This is a genomic window from Proteiniphilum sp. UBA5384, assembly GCF_002410825.1.
Taxonomy (GTDB): domain Bacteria; phylum Bacteroidota; class Bacteroidia; order Bacteroidales; family Dysgonomonadaceae; genus Proteiniphilum.
The window spans coordinates 294,790-312,506 of sequence record NZ_DHOS01000010.1; the positions used below are offsets into that span (position 1 = coordinate 294,790).

Sequence of the window (17,717 nt, forward strand, 5' to 3'; positions counted from 1 at the left end):
AAAGCTATGTTTTAGCTTTATCTGTTTATTAGTATCCGCGGATTGCTTTGATTCCCGGAAGCACTTTGCCTTCGATCATTTCAAGCAGGGCACCGCCACCGGTAGAAACATACGATACTTCATCGGCCTGGCCAAATTTATTGACACAAGCAACTGAATCTCCACCACCTACCAGTGAGAAAGCACCTTTTTTGGTAGCAGCTACAATGGCATCGGATACAGCACGGGATCCTTTATCGAAGTTGTCGAATTCAAATACGCCGACCGGTCCGTTCCACAGAATGGTCTTTGAGTTTTTAATTACATCGGCAAAAGCTTTTTCCGAATCCGGACCTATATCGAGTCCTTCCCATCCGTCAGGAATTTCATTTACAGAGGCAAAGTCGGTCTTGGCATCATTGCTGAAACTGTCTGCAATTTTTGCATCGGTGGCCAGCACTAAGTTCACACCTTTCTGTTTTGCCAGTTCCACCAGTTCTTTCGCCAGGTCGAGTTTATCATCTTCTACAATAGAATCTCCGATTTTTCCCCCGAATGCTTTGGCAAAGGTGTAGGTCATACCTCCTGCAAGGATCAGATTATCTACTTTGTCTAACAGGTTTTGGATGATTTCTATTTTGGTAGATACCTTTGAACCACCCATAATTGCTGTGAAAGGACGTTGCGTTTCATTCATCACTTTCTCCACGGCGGTAATCTCGTTTTGCAACAGGTATCCAAACAGTTTGTGGTCGGTATCGAAATGGTCCGCAATCAGCGCTGTGGAAGCGTGGGCACGATGGGCAGTACCGAAAGCGTCATTTACATATACATCGGCATACGAAGCCAATTTCTTGGTGAATGCTTTCTGTGACTCTTTCACCTCTTTCTTTGCTTTGGCAATCTCTTCCTCGGTGGCGTCTGCAGCCGGACGGGGTTTGCCTTCTTCTTCAGCGTAAAAGCGGAGGTTCTCGAGTAGTAATGCTTCGCCGGGACGCAATGCGGCAGCTTTGGCTTCTGCTTCTCCACCTACGCAGTCGTTGGCGAACTGCACATCCACTCCCAACAATTCAGATACGCGAGGGAGGATATGCTTGAGTGAAAATTTATCGGTCGGGCCTTTCGGTCTGCCTAAATGTGATCCTATAATGGCGCTGCCCCCATCTTTCAGTATTTTTTTCAGTGTAGGGATAGCTGCGCGGATACGTGTGTCGTCGGTGATGTTGAAATTTTCATCGAGAGGTACATTGAAGTCCACACGCACGAATGCCTTTTTACCGGCAAAATTAAAAGTGTCCATTGTTTGCATAATCCAGAATATATTAATTTGTTGTTCGATTGTAATTCAATTGTAATTCAGTTGTTATTCGATTGTTGTTCGGTTGTAATTTGAGCATTATCCCGCAAAGCGGGAAATAACGCGAAGCGAATAACGCACGAAGTGCGAATAACGGCGCAGCCGAATAGCAATAGAATTGGCGGAGCCGAATAAGGTGCAAAGTTACTAAAAATATGGAAAATTTTCCGTAATAGTCAGAAGAAAAATTCAGGCATTCTTTATGACTATTTCATAGGTCACCGGCACTGCTTTTTTGTACATGGCCAATACACCGCAATAGTTGTCGAACGATAGCTTACATGCCCGTTCCAGCTTCTCTTCCGGGAGGTTATCACCTTCAAATTCGTAGATTACTTTCAGGGACGTATATTGCTTGGGATGTTCTTCACTCATTTCGGCTTCCATGCGGATGTCAAAACCCTTGAGATCGATTCTCATCTTGCGGACAATCTCCACCACATCTAACCCGGTACATCCTGTGGCTGCAATCATAAGTAACTTCTTGGGTCTGGGGCCTTCATCGTCTCCTCCTGCTTCTACTGCCAGATCAATCGTAATCTTATGCCCGTCGATGTCAGTATCGAAAATATTATTTCCCCTCCAAACCGTTTGAATAGAATGTGTTGCCATATCTTTAGTTGATAATTATGTAATAAACTAAACAATTCAATACCGGTTTAGTTCGATAACACAAGCGACAGCAATCGTGCCTGTTTATATGTTATGAAAAAGGATAAAGATAAAATACGGATTACCATAGAATAGACTTTTGATCGAGAGGTAAACCGATCTCTAACAACTAAACAAGTAAAAAAAATGAGTAACAAAGTAGAATACATTAATCCTGATGGACTTTCAAAAAATCCTGTATTTACACAAATTGTGACTACACAGGGGAGTGGAAAGACTATCTACATTGGCTCACCCGGATTTTTTGATTGAAATAGATGCTGTTGCTTTTGTCCCGGAATCGGAATGATAGGAATGGATCGGATTAAGAAAAAGTAAAGTTTTTGAGCGCAACTATTTCCGTTTGGAGGTTAAATTCTATCAAAAAGATAAGTAATGCCTTTCAAACTGCTATATTTGCATAAAATTTATGCAGGTATGATCGATAGAAATGCGAAGGTGCTCCTGATATACACAGGAGGAACCATTGGAATGGTAGAAAATGCGGAGACAGGAGCTTTGGAACCGTTTAATTTTAGTCATTTATATGCTAATATGCCGGAGATAAAGCGTTTGAAATTCAATGTGGAAACTTACCTGTTTGATCCTCCCATCGATTCTTCTGATATGTCGCCTTCTATCTGGCAGCATATAGTACATGTAATTGAAGACCTTTACAATGAATTTGACGGTTTTGTTATTCTCCATGGTACTGATACGATGGCTTATACTGCTTCGGCGCTAAGTTTGATGTTGGATAATCTTACCAAACCTGTGATACTGACCGGATCGCAGCTGCCTATCGGCAAACTCCGGACGGACGGGAAAGAAAATCTTATCACGGCGCTTGAAATTGCGGCCGATAAAGATGCTGCCGGCCGGCCAATCGTTCCGGAGTTGTGTGTGTATATGCAAAACCTGCTGATGCGCGGAAACCGTACAGCGAAGATCAATGCCAACAACTTCAGCGCATTCACCAGTCCCAATTATCCTTATCTGGGTGAGGCAGGCCTTAATATTCGATATAGTGGCCAGTTTATCCTTAAGCCGGATTATACGAAACCCGTATACTTCAATTATGCGATGGATCCTCACGTGGTGATCTTGAAGTTGTTTCCTGGTATCACAAAAGAGGTGGTGCAGGCGCATCTTGCAATTCCCGGCATAAAAGGTGTAGTATTGGAAACATATGGCACGGGAAACTCTCCTATTTATCCATGGTTTACAGACATGTTGCGGGATGCGATAGAACGGGAAATAGTAATTGTCAACGTTACCCAGTGTCTTTATGGAGGGGTAGAAATGCATCGCTATGAGAACGGGCAGCGTCTGGAAAAACTGGGAGTTGTTAGCGGACATGATATTACTACCGAAGCTGCTCTTACCAAGTTGATGATTCTTTTCGGTGAAGGAAAAACACCGGCAGAAGTAAACCGTCTTATGCCTGTTCCCCGTCGTGGAGAATTGACAGTGAGAGGGTAAGATGAAAAATTTATTCTTAACACTTACCAAAGCTGGATTGAAGGCGCGGATTGGTACAGGGTCGCCGGTGTTTATCTCCGATCGTACCCAGCATCTGTTATGGCGTCTACAGAATGGCAATTACAATGTTTGTAAGCCTGAGAATGTAGTTATCGCCATTGGCATCAATAACCTGGGAGGAGGAGATACGGCGGAAGGGACTATCGCCGTTGTGGATGAAGCCCGCACACAATTTCCCGATGCACATAATTATTTTCTTGGGGCTTTTTCCGGCAGGAAAGGAGAAACAGGCGGCACTCCGTGTCAAATGCGATAAAGTACATGATATATTAGCAGCCTACCCGTTTCATCACATGGAATATGTGAACCCTACCGGTTGGTATGTCGATGAAAAGGGGACCACCAAAGAGGGGCTGTACGGGGGTGATTATATCTATCTGACAAGTGAAGGGTACAAAGTTGCCGCAGATAAAATTACGGAATTGATACGATAAAATGTGAAATAAAATTCAATGCTAATGATGGTTGCAGTTCGATTAAAGCATAAAACTAAATCCTTTTTTATGGGAGCAGTATACCTCTCAATCTCCAAAGAAAGTGATTTTTTTAGTTGTGTCGCCATGAATTGCAGTCACATCCTCATCAAAAAGAAATAGGATAACCATAAATAACAGTTTTTCATTCTGTGAGTTTGGAAAAACCTCGGTTTTCAAGTACATTTGTTTTCAGAGAGAAGTTTTAGGAACCTGTAAAATTGATTAGGATGAAGAATTTGGATTACGGAATAATAGGGAATTGCCGCACTGCAGCGTTGGTATCGAAGACCGGGAGTATCGACTGGTTTTGTCTGCCTGATTTCGACTCTCCTTCCATCTTTGCCAAACTGCTGGATGAAGAAAAAGGAGGTAGTTTTCATTTTGAAGTGTCGGATGAATATACCATCACCCAGAATTACCACGGACATACCAATATGCTGCTGACCAGGTTTGAGTCGCCTGAGAGCGGATTTATCGTATTCGATTACATGCCCCGCTACCGCACAGAGGATACCCTTTATTACATGCCTCCGGAGATACACCGTTATATACGTGTCTTCAAAGGCCGCCCCCTTGTCAAGGTAATATATGATCCAAAGATGAATTACGCCCGGGGAGAGGTGCACCATGAAATAATCGATGGTTATATCAGATCTTATTCAGTAGAAAATTCGGAGGATAAAGTGTATCTGTATACCAGTCTGGATCCGGAGCCGGTGATCAATCGTGAAGAGGTTGAACTGACCGGTCACCATTTCTTTCTTTTGTCCTATAACCAGAAGCTGATGACGGTGGATATCAACCGTATCTTGCTGGAGTATGAACGGACGAAGGTGTACTGGCTTAATTTTGTGAATCGTTCCAGGGATTACTATCAATATAATGATATGATCAAGCGCAGTTTGCTCGTGCTGAAACTGCTTTCTTACCAACAATCGGGTGCCATGCTTGCAGCGGTAACTACCAGCCTTCCCGAAAGCCTCGGGGAGAACAGGAACTGGGATTACCGCTTCTGTTGGCTGCGTGATGCTTCCATGTCGATAGATACATTGTTGTTCATGAAGCAGAGGTCATCCGCAGAACGCTTTATCAAATTTGTGAAACGTATCCTGAAGTCGTCACGCAACGAGCCGATCCAGATCATGTACGGCATACGGGGTGAGCGTGATCTGACGGAGGAGGAGCTGCCTCATTTGAGCGGCTATGAGATTTCCCGTCCCGTGAGGATCGGGAATGCCGCCTATTACCAGGAACAGAATGACTCTATCGGGTATCTACTGGATGTCATCTATAAATATTATCTTTATTTTCCGGGCACTCAGGATGAGATAGAGGAGATATGGGAAATCATCAAAAACCTGGTACGCTCGGTATTGGCTTCCTGGCGCAAACCGGACAGAAGCATCTGGGAGTACCGGACCAAAAAGATGCATTTTGTTTTCTCTAAAGTGATGAGTTGGGTAGCCATCGACCGGGCATCACTAATCGCAGAGCTTTTGCAGAGAGAGTATTATGCCGCAACATGGCGTCGTGAAGCCGATATTATAAAAGCAGAAGTGCATGAAAAAGGTTGGAATGAAGAGCTGCAATGTTTTACGCAGGCCTATGAAAATAATGATTACGACTCGTCATTACTGCTTATGCAATTTTATGATTTTATTGAACCCGACAATGAACGGTATGTGAAAACCGTGAGGGCAATCAAGGAGAATCTCTATCATGAAGGACTTATGTATAGATATAAGGCGGAGGATGATTTTGGAGTGCCCACCTCTTCATTTACTATTTGTACTTTCTGGTTGATCGAAGCACTTTTCAAAATCGGCGAGACAGAGGAGGCCCGTGAGATATTTGAGAAAATGATCTCCTATTCCAATCATCTGGGGCTTTATAGTGAAGATCTCGATTTTAAGACCAAACGTCAGTTGGGTAACTTCCCCCAGGCCTATTCACATCTTGCTTTTATCAATACTGCTGTTCTCTTTTCTGAGGAAAAAAGGCTCTCGCAGTTTATTCGTCCGTAGCGGCAGCCTCCTTCCGGTCGATGCCGAGCTTGTTTTGCCAGTAACGGAAAATGGATATCGAAATGAATTATTCGGGATAAGATGGTCTATAAAATCCATAGGCAAGTTTATCTATTCAATGAGATTCGATAAGAATGTGATGACGGATGACTGTAAGGGGATACGGTATTTAGCTGCAGGAGAGAAGTTCCCTACCTTAATGCTCACACCTCGCGGTGGCAGCGCCCTGAACATATCTTCGTCGGTAGTATCGTCGCCTATCGCCAAGACAAATGCGTAATCCTTTTGTGCCAACCGCCGCAATACTTCGCTTCCCTTATTGAAATCGGGTGATTTGATCTCCACGATCTTATTTCCCGGTACAATCTGAAGATTTAATCGGGAACAGGGCCCTATAAGGGCATTCACCAACTGTTGCGTGCGTAATTCGGCAAGCCATACATCCACGTTGCGATAGTGCCATACTAAAGAGGCATCCTTTCTTTCCAGATGGGAGCGAGGCGTTTTGTCTATGGTATGCTGAAGTATGTCGAGGATTTCATCATCCCATTCCACTTTCTCCGGCATATTTTCATGCCATTGACCGTTCTCTTTGTAAAAGATGCCGTGTTCGGCGGCAAAATCAATGTCGAGTTCCCGGAACCATTGGTCAAGCATTTGGCGGTTTCGTCCGCTATTGATCACCACTTTATTCTTTTTATCGGAAGTCATCTTTTGTAAAAGATCAAGCAACTGAGATGAAGGGATAGCATCTTCCGGCCTTTTGACGAAGGCGGTAAGCGTCCCGTCGTAATCAAGCATGAGCAGTCGGGATGTAGCATCGTCATAAGCACTCTTGATCTGGTTGAGTTGTCTTTTTCCTACTACCTTTTGTAGAATCTCCTTATTTTGGGCCTTTATTGATTGTAGCTCTTTCACAAAATCTTTCGCCCATTTCTTTACATCCTGGGTAGAAATGCGTTGCTGCATTTCCTGTAACCGTTCTTTTTTTTCTGTTTCGGGTAGGGTTAGTGCCTCTACAATAGCCTGTTCAATTTCTACCGCATCATTGGGATTGATGATGATGGCATCTTGCAATTCTATGGAGGCACCAGCCATCTCGCTGAGGATAAGAACGCCGCTATTTTCTCCTTTACAGGCCAAATACTCCTTGGCAACCAAATTCATCCCATCACGCAGGGGGGTTACCAGGGCGATTTCAGCAATATTATACATAGCCGTCAGTTCCTCGAACGAAAAACTGCGATAGAAATAATAAATCGGCGTCCACCCCAAATGGGAATACTGCCCATTGATCTCACTGATAGTCTGATCTATTTTTGTTTTCAGGTCGGCATAGATATCCACGGTATCGCGTGATGGAACCACAATCATTGCCAGCGATACCTTCTCGTGGTATTCAGGGTGATGCTGAAGGAATTGCGAAAAACCCTGCAGGCGATGTAGAATCCCTTTGCTGTAATCTAACCGGTCGACGGAGAGAAGTATAGTGGTATCGCCTAACTCTTCTCGAAGCTGTTTCGATTTTTCTTTCACCTCAGGCAACGAGGGTGCATTATGATATTGTTCATAATTAATGCCCATAGGGAATGCATCCACATGCACTATCCGGTCTTGCAGATTGATCTCGTCGAGGGTGCAGTTCAGGTTGAGGACACGGTAGATGGCACTGATAAAATGGCGCATATAGTCATGTGTATGAAACCCGATGAGATCGGCGCCGAGCAATCCTTCCAGTACAGCTTCCCTTTCCGGGAGTACCCTGAAAAGTTCGTAGGAAGGGAACGGTATATGGTGAAAATAGCCGATGTTTGTATCCGGTTTTTCCATACGAATCATGTTGGGCAACAGCATCAGCTGGTAGTCCTGTACCCATACCGTATCCTCTTTCTCGATAAATGAGATTGCCTCCCGACAGAAAAGCCTGTTCACTTCCTGGTAGGCTTCCCAATATTCTGCCCTGTATTCCATATAGGAGAAAAAATAATGGCACAAAGGCCAGATAATACTATTGCTATAGCCTTCGTAATAATTTTCTATCTGGTTGGCAGACAAAAAAATGGGATGAAAATTCATCTCATGTAGTTTTACGGTAATCTCCTGTTTTTCATTTTCATCTTCAGTATGTATTCCGGGCCAACCTACCCAAAATATTTCGGAATCGGTTTCTAATGATCCGAGGCCTGTGGCAAGACCACCCTCACTGCGGACGATGCAAAACCCTTCCTCTTCCCTTTTAATTTTGACGGGCAATCTGTTTGCAATTATAATTATCTTCATATTTTTCAATACTTTAGCATCAAGAGGCGATAGTCATGATCGGAAAAAGTTATCCTGATCTTCGAGGAATTGACGTGGTGGCACATTGATATTATTGATATAACGTCATAATCTTGGGGAAAGATTATTATTTAACATATTTTTATGTTTTTAGCTGTTTTTATATCAATCCGGGGTGAACAAATAATATGATGGTTTGTTGCTTCCACATTTTTGTAGTAATTTCGTCGTTCAAATTACAATGAGTAATAATCCATCCTGTAGTTTGAGGTATGGGCAACAATTTATAAAGGAAACTTGACAAAAGGTTGTAATTTTACAGTAACATCATCATATAATTATGGCAAAACAAAAAATTTATTTAACCTGCGACGGTAATCAGGCTGCCGCTCACATCGCCTACATGTTTAGCGAGGTAGCTGCGATCTATCCGATAACCCCTTCCTCCACGATGGCCGAATATGTGGATGAATGGGCTGCATCGGGAAGAAAAAATATTTTCGGACAGCCGGTACTGGTACAGGAGATGCAATCAGAAGCCGGTGCGGCCGGCGCTGTACACGGCTCTTTGCAGGCGGGGGCGCTTACATCTACTTTCACTGCTTCACAAGGCTTGTTATTGATGCTCCCTAATATGTACAAAATAGCGGGTGAATTGCTTCCCGGCGTATTTCACGTGTCGGCACGCGCGTTGGCTTCACACGCCCTTTCCATTTTCGGCGATCATCAGGATGTAATGGCAGCAAGGCCTACCGGTTTCGCACTTTTTGCCACCGGGTCGGTGCAGGAAGTGATGGATCTGGCGGCCGTAGCACATTTGGCTGCGATAGAGAGTCGTATTCCATTTCTTCATTTTTTCGACGGGTTTCGTACATCCCACGAGATACAGAAAATAGAAGCTCTATCGAACGACGATCTGGCACCGCTTATTAATCAGGATGCTTTGAAGGCGTTTCGTGAACACGCATTGAATCCTGACAGTCCTGTCACAAGAGGAACGGCACAGAATGACGATATATATTTCCAGGCGCGCGAAGCATCCAATCCCTTCTATGAGGCAGTGCCCGGGATAGTAGAGAAATACCTCGAAAAGCTGGCAGCAGTGACCGGCCGCAAATATGGTTTGTTCGATTATTATGGAGATCCTGAAGCAGAAAGAGTGGTGATTGCCATGGGATCGGTAACAGAAACCCTTCGCGAAACGGTTGATTACCTCAATGAGAAAGGAGAGAAAGTGGGGATGGTAGCCGTTCATCTCTATCGTCCTTTTAAAGCCGAGGTATTTTTATCGGCAATTCCGGAAACAGCGAAACGGATTGCGGTGCTCGATCGTACCAAAGAACCCGGAGCGGCAGGACAACCGCTTTACCTCGATGTAAAGGATAGTTTCTATGGAAAAGAAAACGCTCCCGAGATCGTGGGCGGCATTTATGGTCTTTCCTCCAAAGATACCACTCCCGCACAGATGATGTCAGTATTTGAGAATCTGTCGATGAACGTTCCGAAGAACGATTTTACTGTGGGTATTGTCGATGATGTAACATTCAAATCTCTTCCTTTGAAAGAAGAAATCACCATAGATGAGGCTACTTATGAAGCTAAATTCTATGGACTGGGCTCGGATGGCACCGTGGGAGCCAATAAAAACTCTATCAAAATCATCGGTGATAATACCGATAAATATGTACAGGCTTATTTCTCTTACGACTCAAAAAAATCAGGAGGATTTACCTGTTCACATCTTCGTTTTGGTGATAATCCCATTCGTTCTACTTATCTGGTAAATACACCCAATTTTGTGGCATGCCATGTGCCGGCTTATCTGCATCTTTATGATGTGACCCGCGGATTGAAAAAGAATGGTACATTCCTCCTCAATTCTGTATGGCCGAAAGAGGAAGTTGGCGATCATTTGCCTGACCATATCAAAAAATATTTTGCCGAAAACAATATCCGGTTTTATATTATCAACGCTACGAAAATTGCCAATGAGATTGGATTGGGCAACCGTACCAATACTATCCTGCAATCGGCGTTCTTTAAAATATCCAACGTAATCCCTTATGATCTGGCGGTAGAACAGATGAAGAAATTTATCGTGAAGTCTTATGGTCGGAAAGGAGAAGAGGTGGTGAAAATGAACTATGCGGCAGTCGATCGTGGCGGTGATGTGGAACAGGTGGAGATACCGAAGGAATGGATCAATATCCGGACAGAAGCAGAAACTTCAGATGATGCACCTGAATTTATCCGTAAGGTGGTACGTCCGGTTAATGCACAACGTGGTTATGACCTGCCTGTATCTGTTTTCTCGGGCCGTGAAGACGGTACATGGGAGATGGGTACCACCACTTACGAGAAACGTGGGGTGGCAGCCATGGTACCTGTATGGAACCCCGATGCATGCATCCAGTGTAATCAATGTGCTTATATATGTCCCCATGCTACTATCCGTCCATTTCTGCTTACAGAGCAAGAACAAACAGGGTTGGACGAAGGTGTGGAATTACTGAAGGCACAGGGTAAGCAGTTTGCCGATATGGGATATCGTATTGAAGTGGATGTGCTCGATTGTCTGGGATGTGAGAATTGTGTGGATGTATGCCCCGGAAAGAAAGGAGAGAAGGCACTCGAAATGGTACCAATCGGTACACAATATGATAACCAGAAAAACTGGGATTATATGATGAATCACGTGAGCAGTAAGGGACATCTGGTAGATGTGAAGCTGAATGTGAAGAATTCCCAGTTTGCCACACCTCTGTTTGAATTCTCCGGCGCTTGCTCAGGCTGTGGTGAGACTCCTTATGTGAAACTGGTTACACAGTTATATGGAGACCGGATGATGATTGCCAACGCGACGGGATGTTCATCTATCTATGGTGCTTCTGCACCGTCTACACCTTATACCAAAAACGAAGAGGGAAAAGGTCCAGCATGGGCAAACTCACTCTTTGAAGATAATGCCGAATACGGATATGGTTTTGCCATTGCGCATATGAGTATGCGTAACCGACTTCGGGATTTGATGCAAAAAGCACTTAATTCCGGAGAATTCAATGAAGAGCAGCAAGGGCTGTTCCGTGAATGGATCGAGAATGGAGAAGATGCTGATTTGTCGAAAGAGTTGGCTCCCAAAATCGAAGCTTCACTCGCAGGGGTGGATAGCTATATCGCTACTGAAATCCTTTCTTTGAAAAAATACCTTTCCAGGAAATCGATCTGGGTATTTGGAGGGGATGGCTGGGCCTACGATATTGGTTTTGGAGGACTCGATCATGTTCTGGCAAGCGGGCAGAACATCAATGTTCTGGTGCTTGATACGGAAGTATATTCCAACACCGGCGGACAATCGTCTAAATCCACGCCAATTGCTGCAGTCGCCAAATTTGCCGCAGCAGGAAAACGGGTCCGCAAAAAAGATCTGGGTATGATCGCTACCACCTATGGATACGTATATGTTGCTCAGGTGGCCATGGGAGCCAATCAGGCACAAACCCTCAAGGCAATCAGGGAGGCGGAATCATATAATGGCCCTTCTATTGTAATTGCTTATTCTCCCTGTATCAGTCACGGATTGAGAAAAGGAATGGGACACGCCCAATCGGAACAAAAAGCAGCCGTTGAATGCGGGTACTGGCACTTATGGCGTTACGACCCACGTCTTGAGGAAGAAGGTAAAAATCCTTTCCAACTCGACAGCAAAGAGCCTGATTGGGATAAGTTTAAGGGCTTCCTGCTCGGAGAGGTGCGTTACACCCAGTTGATGAAGTCGTTTCCACGTGAAGCAGACCAACTCTTTGCGGCAGCGAAAGAAAATGCACAATGGCGATACCGTTCTTATAAACGTATGGCTCAAGCATCGTTTGCTGATCCTGTGGCAGAGGAACCGGCTGCGAAGATCGACGAAGCGAACTAAGAAGTATCCATAACTGTTATATTGCCGGGGGTATTACTTTATTGTGATACCCCTGGTTGTTTGACTTGTTCTGCACTTGCTTAACGAAAACGTTCAATTGCATTAGTCGTTTTCTGCGCTCGGCAAAACAAGTAAACTTGTTCTGCACTTGCTTAACGAAAACGTTGTATCTTTGCAATCTAAAGAAAATCCAAGGTTATGAAAATTCAAATTATCAATGGACCAAATCTCAACCTGCTGGGTGTCAGGGAACCTGAAATATATGGCGGTCAGACTTTCGGAGATTATCTGGGCCGGTTGCGGGCGGAGAATCCCGATGTTGAGATTGGCTATTTCCAGTCGAATGTAGAAGGTGAGATTATCAATAAGATACAGGAATCCGGATTTGAAAGTGACGGTATCATTCTCAATGCCGGAGGATATACCCATACCTCGGTAGCCATTCGTGATGCTATCAAGTCGGTGACGGCTCCGGTAGTGGAAGTGCATATTTCCAATGTACATGCGCGGGAAGAGTTCCGTCACCACTCAATGCTTTCGGCTGTTTGCCTTGGTGTGATTGCCGGTTTCGGTACTGATTCTTACCGGTTGGCTCTTGATGCGCTTCGCGCGACAAAATAATTAATCAACAAATTATCTCATCATTAAATTTACAAATCAACATATATATGTATAAACATACGAAAATTATTGCCACTATTTCCGATAAACGTTGTGATGTGCCTTTTTTAGAGCAACTCTATGAGGCAGGAATGAATGTGGTAAGACTGAATTCTGCCCACCTCGACGAAGAAGGTTTTCTTAAGATTATCAATAATGTACGGGCCGTATCGGACCAAATAGCGATATTGGTAGATACGAAAGGTCCGGAAATTCGCACTACTGTGCTGGAGAATCCTATTGAATTGAAAATAGGCGACAAAATAAAAATTATAGGAAATCCTGAAGGGATATCTTCGAGGGAGACTTTGTATATTACTTATCGGAATATCACTGACGAGATGCATGTAGGTGATGATATCCTGATTGATGACGGTGAAGTAGACCTGGAAGTGATTGAGGTTGCGAACGGTCATTTGATGTGTAGCGTTAAAAATGATGGAGTGATCGGTAGCCGTAAGAGTGTGAATATTCCCGGTGTACGGATCAACTTGCCGGCAATTACCGATCGTGATAAGAATTTTCTCGGTCTTGCCGCAAAGCATGATGTGGATTTTATAGCCCATTCATTTGTCAGAAACAGGGAGGATGTGGAAGCCGTACAGGAGATACTCGATGAGTTAGGCAGTCCTATCAAGATTATTGCCAAGATAGAGAATCAGGAAGGTGTGGATAATGCTGATGAGATTCTGGAAGCGGCTTATGGCATGATGATTGCCCGTGGCGATCTGGGGATAGAGGTGGCGCAGGAAAAAATACCCGGTATACAGCGCATACTGATCCGAAAAGCTATTCGCCATAAGAAACCGGTTATAGTGGCTACCCAAATGTTGCACTCCATGATCAATAATCCGCGTCCTACACGTGCCGAGATTACCGATATTGCCAATGCAATTTATTATCGTACCGACGCAGTTATGTTGAGTGGGGAAACAGCTTATGGTAAATATCCGGTGGAAGCGGTGCGTACCATGGCTAAGACCGCTTATGAGGCAGAGTTGACAAAACTTTCTGAGAATGACATCCGTGTTCCTTATGATCCGGCCGATAATCGTGAAGTAACCGAATTCCTGGCCAAACAAGCAGTGAAATCGTGTGCACAATTGAATGTAAAGGCCATCATCACCGACAGCCATACGGGGCGTACGGCGCGGGTGCTGGCGGCATTCCGCGGAAAAAGCCCCGTCTATGCCATTACCACTACCAAAAGATTGGCCCGTGAACTGGCCATGTCATATGGTATATGGGCGGAATATCAGGAGGGGAAAGGAGATGGCAATACCAAGGAGAGCCGGAGAGCCTATTTCACGGAAGCCATCAAACGGTTGATCAGTAAAAAAATGATCGAATCCCAGGACAGGGTAGCTTATCTGGGTGGTAGTTTTGGTGAAACCGGCGGGACCACTTACCTGGAGATTATAGATGCATGGAGAATTCTTGAAGCCAAAGAGAAATATAACTTACCCGATTATACGATGTGATTTAGGAGGATAAGTGATTAAGTGCCTAAATGGTTAGGTGATTGAGTACTTAAGTGGTTGAATGGCTAAGTGATAATAATTAACAAGAATGGCTGTTGAGTAAAATAGAAGAGTATATACTGTCTCATATGGATCCGGAGCCGGAAGTGTTGAGAAAGATCGATCGTGATGCGCATGTGAATCTGTTGCAGGGAATCATGACTTCCGGGCATTTGCAGGGACGGTTTCTTAAAATGCTTACCCAAATGATCCGCCCGAAACGAGTACTGGAAATAGGTACTTTTGTTGGATATTCGGCTCTCTGTTTTGCGGAAGGGCTTGAAGAGGATGCCGAACTGTATACTGTTGAGATTAATGACGAACTGGAGGACCGGATCAGGCATAATTTTTCCCTGTCGGAATATGGAAACAAGATCACACTCTATATAGGGGATGCTTTGGACATTCTGCCGCAGTTTGCGGATGAAAGCTTTGACCTGGCATTTATCGATGCGGGTAAAGAGTCCTATTGGGATTATTTTGAGGCCACTCTTCATAAAACTGTGAAAGGTGGATATATACTGGTAGACAATACCCTTTGGTATGGAAAAGTAATGGAGGAGGTCAAAAGTAACGACCGTGCAACTCTCAGTATCATGGAATTTAATAGTAAACTGGCGGATGATGACAGGGTGGAGAAGGTGATTTTACCTCTTCGCGACGGATTAACTCTGATAAGGAAGAAATAACAATGGACACGAACAGACAACAAAAAGTAAACCGGTTGATACAGAAAGAACTTAGTGAAATCTTTCTGCTGGATGCCAAGAAGATGCCGGGTGTATTGATCTCGGTGACCAATGTACGGGTATCGCCCGACCTCGGTATCGCACATGCTTACCTGAGTATTTTTCCTTCGGAAAAGGCGAATGAACTGGTGAAAAATATCAATGAGAATGTGAAGACCGTCCGTTATGATTTGGGTAAGCGATTAAGGACCCAATTGAGGGTAATTCCGGAACTGACGTTTCATGTGGACGACTCTCTGGATTACATCGAAAATATCGATAGATTACTGAAAGACCAGTAATATCCGGCTGGTAAACAAACATGAATGTTTCTTTTTTTATAGCGCGCAGGTATCTCTTTTCAAAGAAATCACATAATGTAGTGAATGTGATCTCTGTTATTTCGGTATGCGGTATTGCTGTCGCCACTGCAGCCATTGTTTGTGTACTCTCCATCTTCAATGGTTTTGGAGGTATTGTGGAGGATATGTTCAATGCATTCGACCCCGATCTGAAAATCACAGTGAAAGAAGGTAAGGTTTTTGATTATGATACGCCCGAATTCAATAAGGCTTTACGTATAAATGGCATTCAGACCATTTCCGAATCACTGGAGGAAAACGCGCTTTTTATGTTTGATGAAAGCCAGGTACCGGTATTGATGAAAGGGGTCTCTGAGGAATTCAAGTTAATGACCGATATGGATAAATTAGTGGTAGACGGGTCATTCAGGTTAAGGGAAGATGTGGTGGATTATACTACTCTTGGTGTGGGGCTGGCTATAAAACTTGGTGCCCGACCCGGATTTATCAATCCTGTAGAAATCTATGCCCCCAAGCGTGATGTAAGGGTGAACCTCGCCAATCCTGCTGCCGCATTTACTAAAAGTTACGTGCAAATAGGAGGGGTATTCAGCCTCAATTCTCCCGAGTATGATGAACAGATGGCGATCATACCTATCCAATTGGCAAGAGACCTTTTTGATTATCGGAATGAAGTTACTTCTTTGGATATCAAGTTGGAACCATTTGTTTCGGTGAATAGGGTGAAACGTGAAATAGAGCACATCCTGGGAGATAGGTATCTTGTGAAAGACAGGTATGAACAGCAAAAGGAATCGTACCGGATGATGCAAATTGAGAAATGGGTGACATTCCTTATCATGGTATTTATCTTGTTGATTGCTGTATTTAATCTGGTAGGGTCACTTTCAATGCTGATTGTTGAAAAAAGAGATGATATTAAAAGCCTGCGGAATATGGGTGCTTCCGATCGGTTGATATCGCATATTTTTTTATATGAAGGGTGGCTGATTTCTTTTATCGGCATCATTTCTGGAATTGTTACCGGACTGACCTTATGCTTGTTACAACAACATTTCGGACTGCTCCGGTTGAGTGATACCCCGGGTGCCTATATTATTGATGCCTATCCGGTAATCGTAAAAATGACAGATATAATAATTGCTTTTGGAGTGGTGAGCATGATCAGCCTGCTGACAGTGCTTTATCCAATCAATAACTTAAAGAAACAACTCAGGGATTAATGTGTCAATCAATATCTCCTGTCCCGCATGGAGATGGAAGTAGTCCCGGATGAGTTTGATTGTGACCGTTTTTTTCCTTTGTGGGTCACTTTTCGTTGCTGAGGGACAGCCGGGTAGCTTTCTTGTTTCCAGAGATTTTTTTCAAAATCGACCAGTTCCTGTTCAATTCTTTGCTGTTCTGCTTTCATCTCCTCAGGCGTGGAGGCATATTGTGAGATAGCAAGGTTCCGTGGATTCTGCGCTTTATAAATCTCTCCGTCGTATTTCCGCATCTGGAAATAATCATCAATGGTGCCGCTCATATTATTATTGAGGGAAGAACTCATTACCGGTACTCGCCGTGCATAAGGTGCCACATCTTCATAAGAGATCCAGAAGAGTGGGTAGCGTGTAGCGGTGCCATAATCATCACGGCGTTGCAACACCGGACAAATGGCGAGAGGTTTCACTGTAAAGGTGGAATTGGCTGTATCAAAATAATAGGCCTCTTTTACGAAATAGCCTTCTACTTCATTGCCGGGTATGTCCACCTCATTTATGATTACCTTGTCGTCCACGGTTTCATAGTAGATGCCGAAACGATCCATAAGTTCTTTAAAATCAATCTTATATTCATCCGTAAACTCTTCCCGTCCATCTAAATATTCGTAAGCAGGAATGCTCCCTTCCTGTAATAGATTGAATAACAGCGTAAACAAACTCATTTTCCCTTCTATAGGTGTAACCGGATAGTAGAGCGGTGCATTGGCTTCTTTATTGAGGTCGAGATAACGATAGATGATACGAGACCATTTGGCATCTTCTATGCTTTCGTCCCCTGAGTGGTTCCGTTGTCCCATACGGATATTTGTACCGGCAGCCTGTTGTTGTGCTGTATTTTGTCGGCGTCGTTCTATTCTTTCCCTTGCTGTTTCCTGGGCAAAAAGGATCGTGGATACTGTCATCAAAAGAATAAATATCAATAATCGTTTTGTTTGCATATTTTTTTATTAATGGAAAATTGAAAATGAACAATGAATTCTCAATTTTTCAAAT

The 17,717-nt window shown here is 43.8% G+C and carries 15 protein-coding genes; 11 read left to right on the plus strand and 4 right to left on the minus strand.

All coding sequences use genetic code 11. The annotated features are described in order from the left end of the window. Positions 1-28: 28 nt before the first annotated feature. Positions 29-1,288 carry a phosphoglycerate kinase gene (locus B4G81_RS04035; protein ID WP_294080346.1) on the minus strand — a complete coding sequence of 420 codons (1,260 nt, stop codon included), beginning with the start codon at positions 1,286-1,288 and terminating at the stop codon, positions 29-31. Positions 1,289-1,525: 237 nt separating this feature from the next. Then, positions 1,526-1,948, minus strand: a complete 423-nt coding sequence (locus tag B4G81_RS04040) for an OsmC family protein (protein WP_294080348.1) — start codon at positions 1,946-1,948, stop codon at positions 1,526-1,528. A 186-nt stretch (positions 1,949-2,134) separates the two neighbouring features. Between B4G81_RS04040 and B4G81_RS04045 the strand changes: the two genes are divergently transcribed. From B4G81_RS04045 to B4G81_RS04065, 5 genes are all read left to right on the plus strand, one after another. Continuing rightward, positions 2,135-2,260, plus strand: coding sequence for a hypothetical protein (locus B4G81_RS04045; RefSeq protein WP_294080350.1), 126 nt, complete (start codon positions 2,135-2,137; stop codon positions 2,258-2,260). 165 nt (positions 2,261-2,425) lie between these two features. Next, a complete protein-coding gene (locus tag B4G81_RS04050) occupies positions 2,426-3,469 on the plus strand; it encodes an asparaginase (RefSeq protein WP_294080352.1) in 1,044 nt (347 codons plus the stop codon). A gap of 1 nt (position 3,470) precedes the next feature. Then, on the plus strand, positions 3,471-3,785 hold the full coding sequence (locus tag B4G81_RS04055) for a hypothetical protein (RefSeq protein ID WP_294080354.1): 315 nt from the start codon (positions 3,471-3,473) through the stop codon (positions 3,783-3,785). 37 nt (positions 3,786-3,822) lie between these two features. Then, a complete protein-coding gene (locus B4G81_RS04060) occupies positions 3,823-3,963 on the plus strand; it encodes a hypothetical protein (RefSeq protein WP_294080356.1) in 141 nt (46 codons plus the stop codon). A 269-nt stretch (positions 3,964-4,232) separates the two neighbouring features. Further along, positions 4,233-6,029: a glycoside hydrolase family 15 protein gene (locus tag B4G81_RS04065; RefSeq protein WP_294080358.1), complete on the plus strand. Its 1,797-nt coding sequence runs from the start codon at positions 4,233-4,235 to the stop codon at positions 6,027-6,029. A gap of 111 nt (positions 6,030-6,140) precedes the next feature. Here B4G81_RS04065 and B4G81_RS04070 read toward each other — a convergent pair whose 3' ends face one another. Beyond that, a complete protein-coding gene (locus tag B4G81_RS04070; protein ID WP_294080360.1) occupies positions 6,141-8,309 on the minus strand; it encodes a bifunctional alpha,alpha-trehalose-phosphate synthase (UDP-forming)/trehalose-phosphatase in 2,169 nt (722 codons plus the stop codon). Positions 8,310-8,649: 340 nt separating this feature from the next. On the opposite strand from B4G81_RS04070, the gene nifJ reads away from it, so the two are divergent. The 6 genes from nifJ to B4G81_RS04100 all read left to right on the plus strand — a co-directional run bounded on the left by nifJ (position 8,650) and on the right by B4G81_RS04100 (position 16,682). After that, positions 8,650-12,228, plus strand: coding sequence for a pyruvate:ferredoxin (flavodoxin) oxidoreductase (gene nifJ, locus B4G81_RS04075; RefSeq protein WP_294080362.1), 3,579 nt, complete (start codon positions 8,650-8,652; stop codon positions 12,226-12,228). A 198-nt stretch (positions 12,229-12,426) separates the two neighbouring features. Next, complete coding sequence (gene aroQ / locus B4G81_RS04080; RefSeq protein ID WP_294080363.1) at positions 12,427-12,849, plus strand: type II 3-dehydroquinate dehydratase; 423 nt, start codon at positions 12,427-12,429, stop codon at positions 12,847-12,849. Positions 12,850-12,896: 47 nt separating this feature from the next. Then, positions 12,897-14,369, plus strand: coding sequence for a pyruvate kinase (pyk, locus tag B4G81_RS04085; RefSeq protein ID WP_294080364.1), 1,473 nt, complete (start codon positions 12,897-12,899; stop codon positions 14,367-14,369). Between the two features lie 128 nt (positions 14,370-14,497). After that, complete coding sequence (locus B4G81_RS04090; RefSeq protein ID WP_294080437.1) at positions 14,498-15,097, plus strand: O-methyltransferase; 600 nt, start codon at positions 14,498-14,500, stop codon at positions 15,095-15,097. Between the two features lie 2 nt (positions 15,098-15,099). Further along, positions 15,100-15,438, plus strand: coding sequence for a 30S ribosome-binding factor RbfA (gene rbfA, locus B4G81_RS04095; RefSeq protein WP_294080366.1), 339 nt, complete (start codon positions 15,100-15,102; stop codon positions 15,436-15,438). Positions 15,439-15,458: 20 nt separating this feature from the next. Next, positions 15,459-16,682, plus strand: a complete 1,224-nt coding sequence (locus tag B4G81_RS04100) for an FtsX-like permease family protein (RefSeq protein WP_294080367.1) — start codon at positions 15,459-15,461, stop codon at positions 16,680-16,682. Positions 16,683-16,690: 8 nt separating this feature from the next. Here the strand turns inward: B4G81_RS04100 and gldN are convergent, their stop codons facing one another. Further along, positions 16,691-17,662 (minus strand): gliding motility protein GldN, encoded by a 972-nt coding sequence (gene gldN / locus B4G81_RS04105; protein ID WP_294080369.1) that lies wholly within the window; start codon positions 17,660-17,662, stop codon positions 16,691-16,693. Between the last annotated feature and the right edge of the window lie 55 nt (positions 17,663-17,717).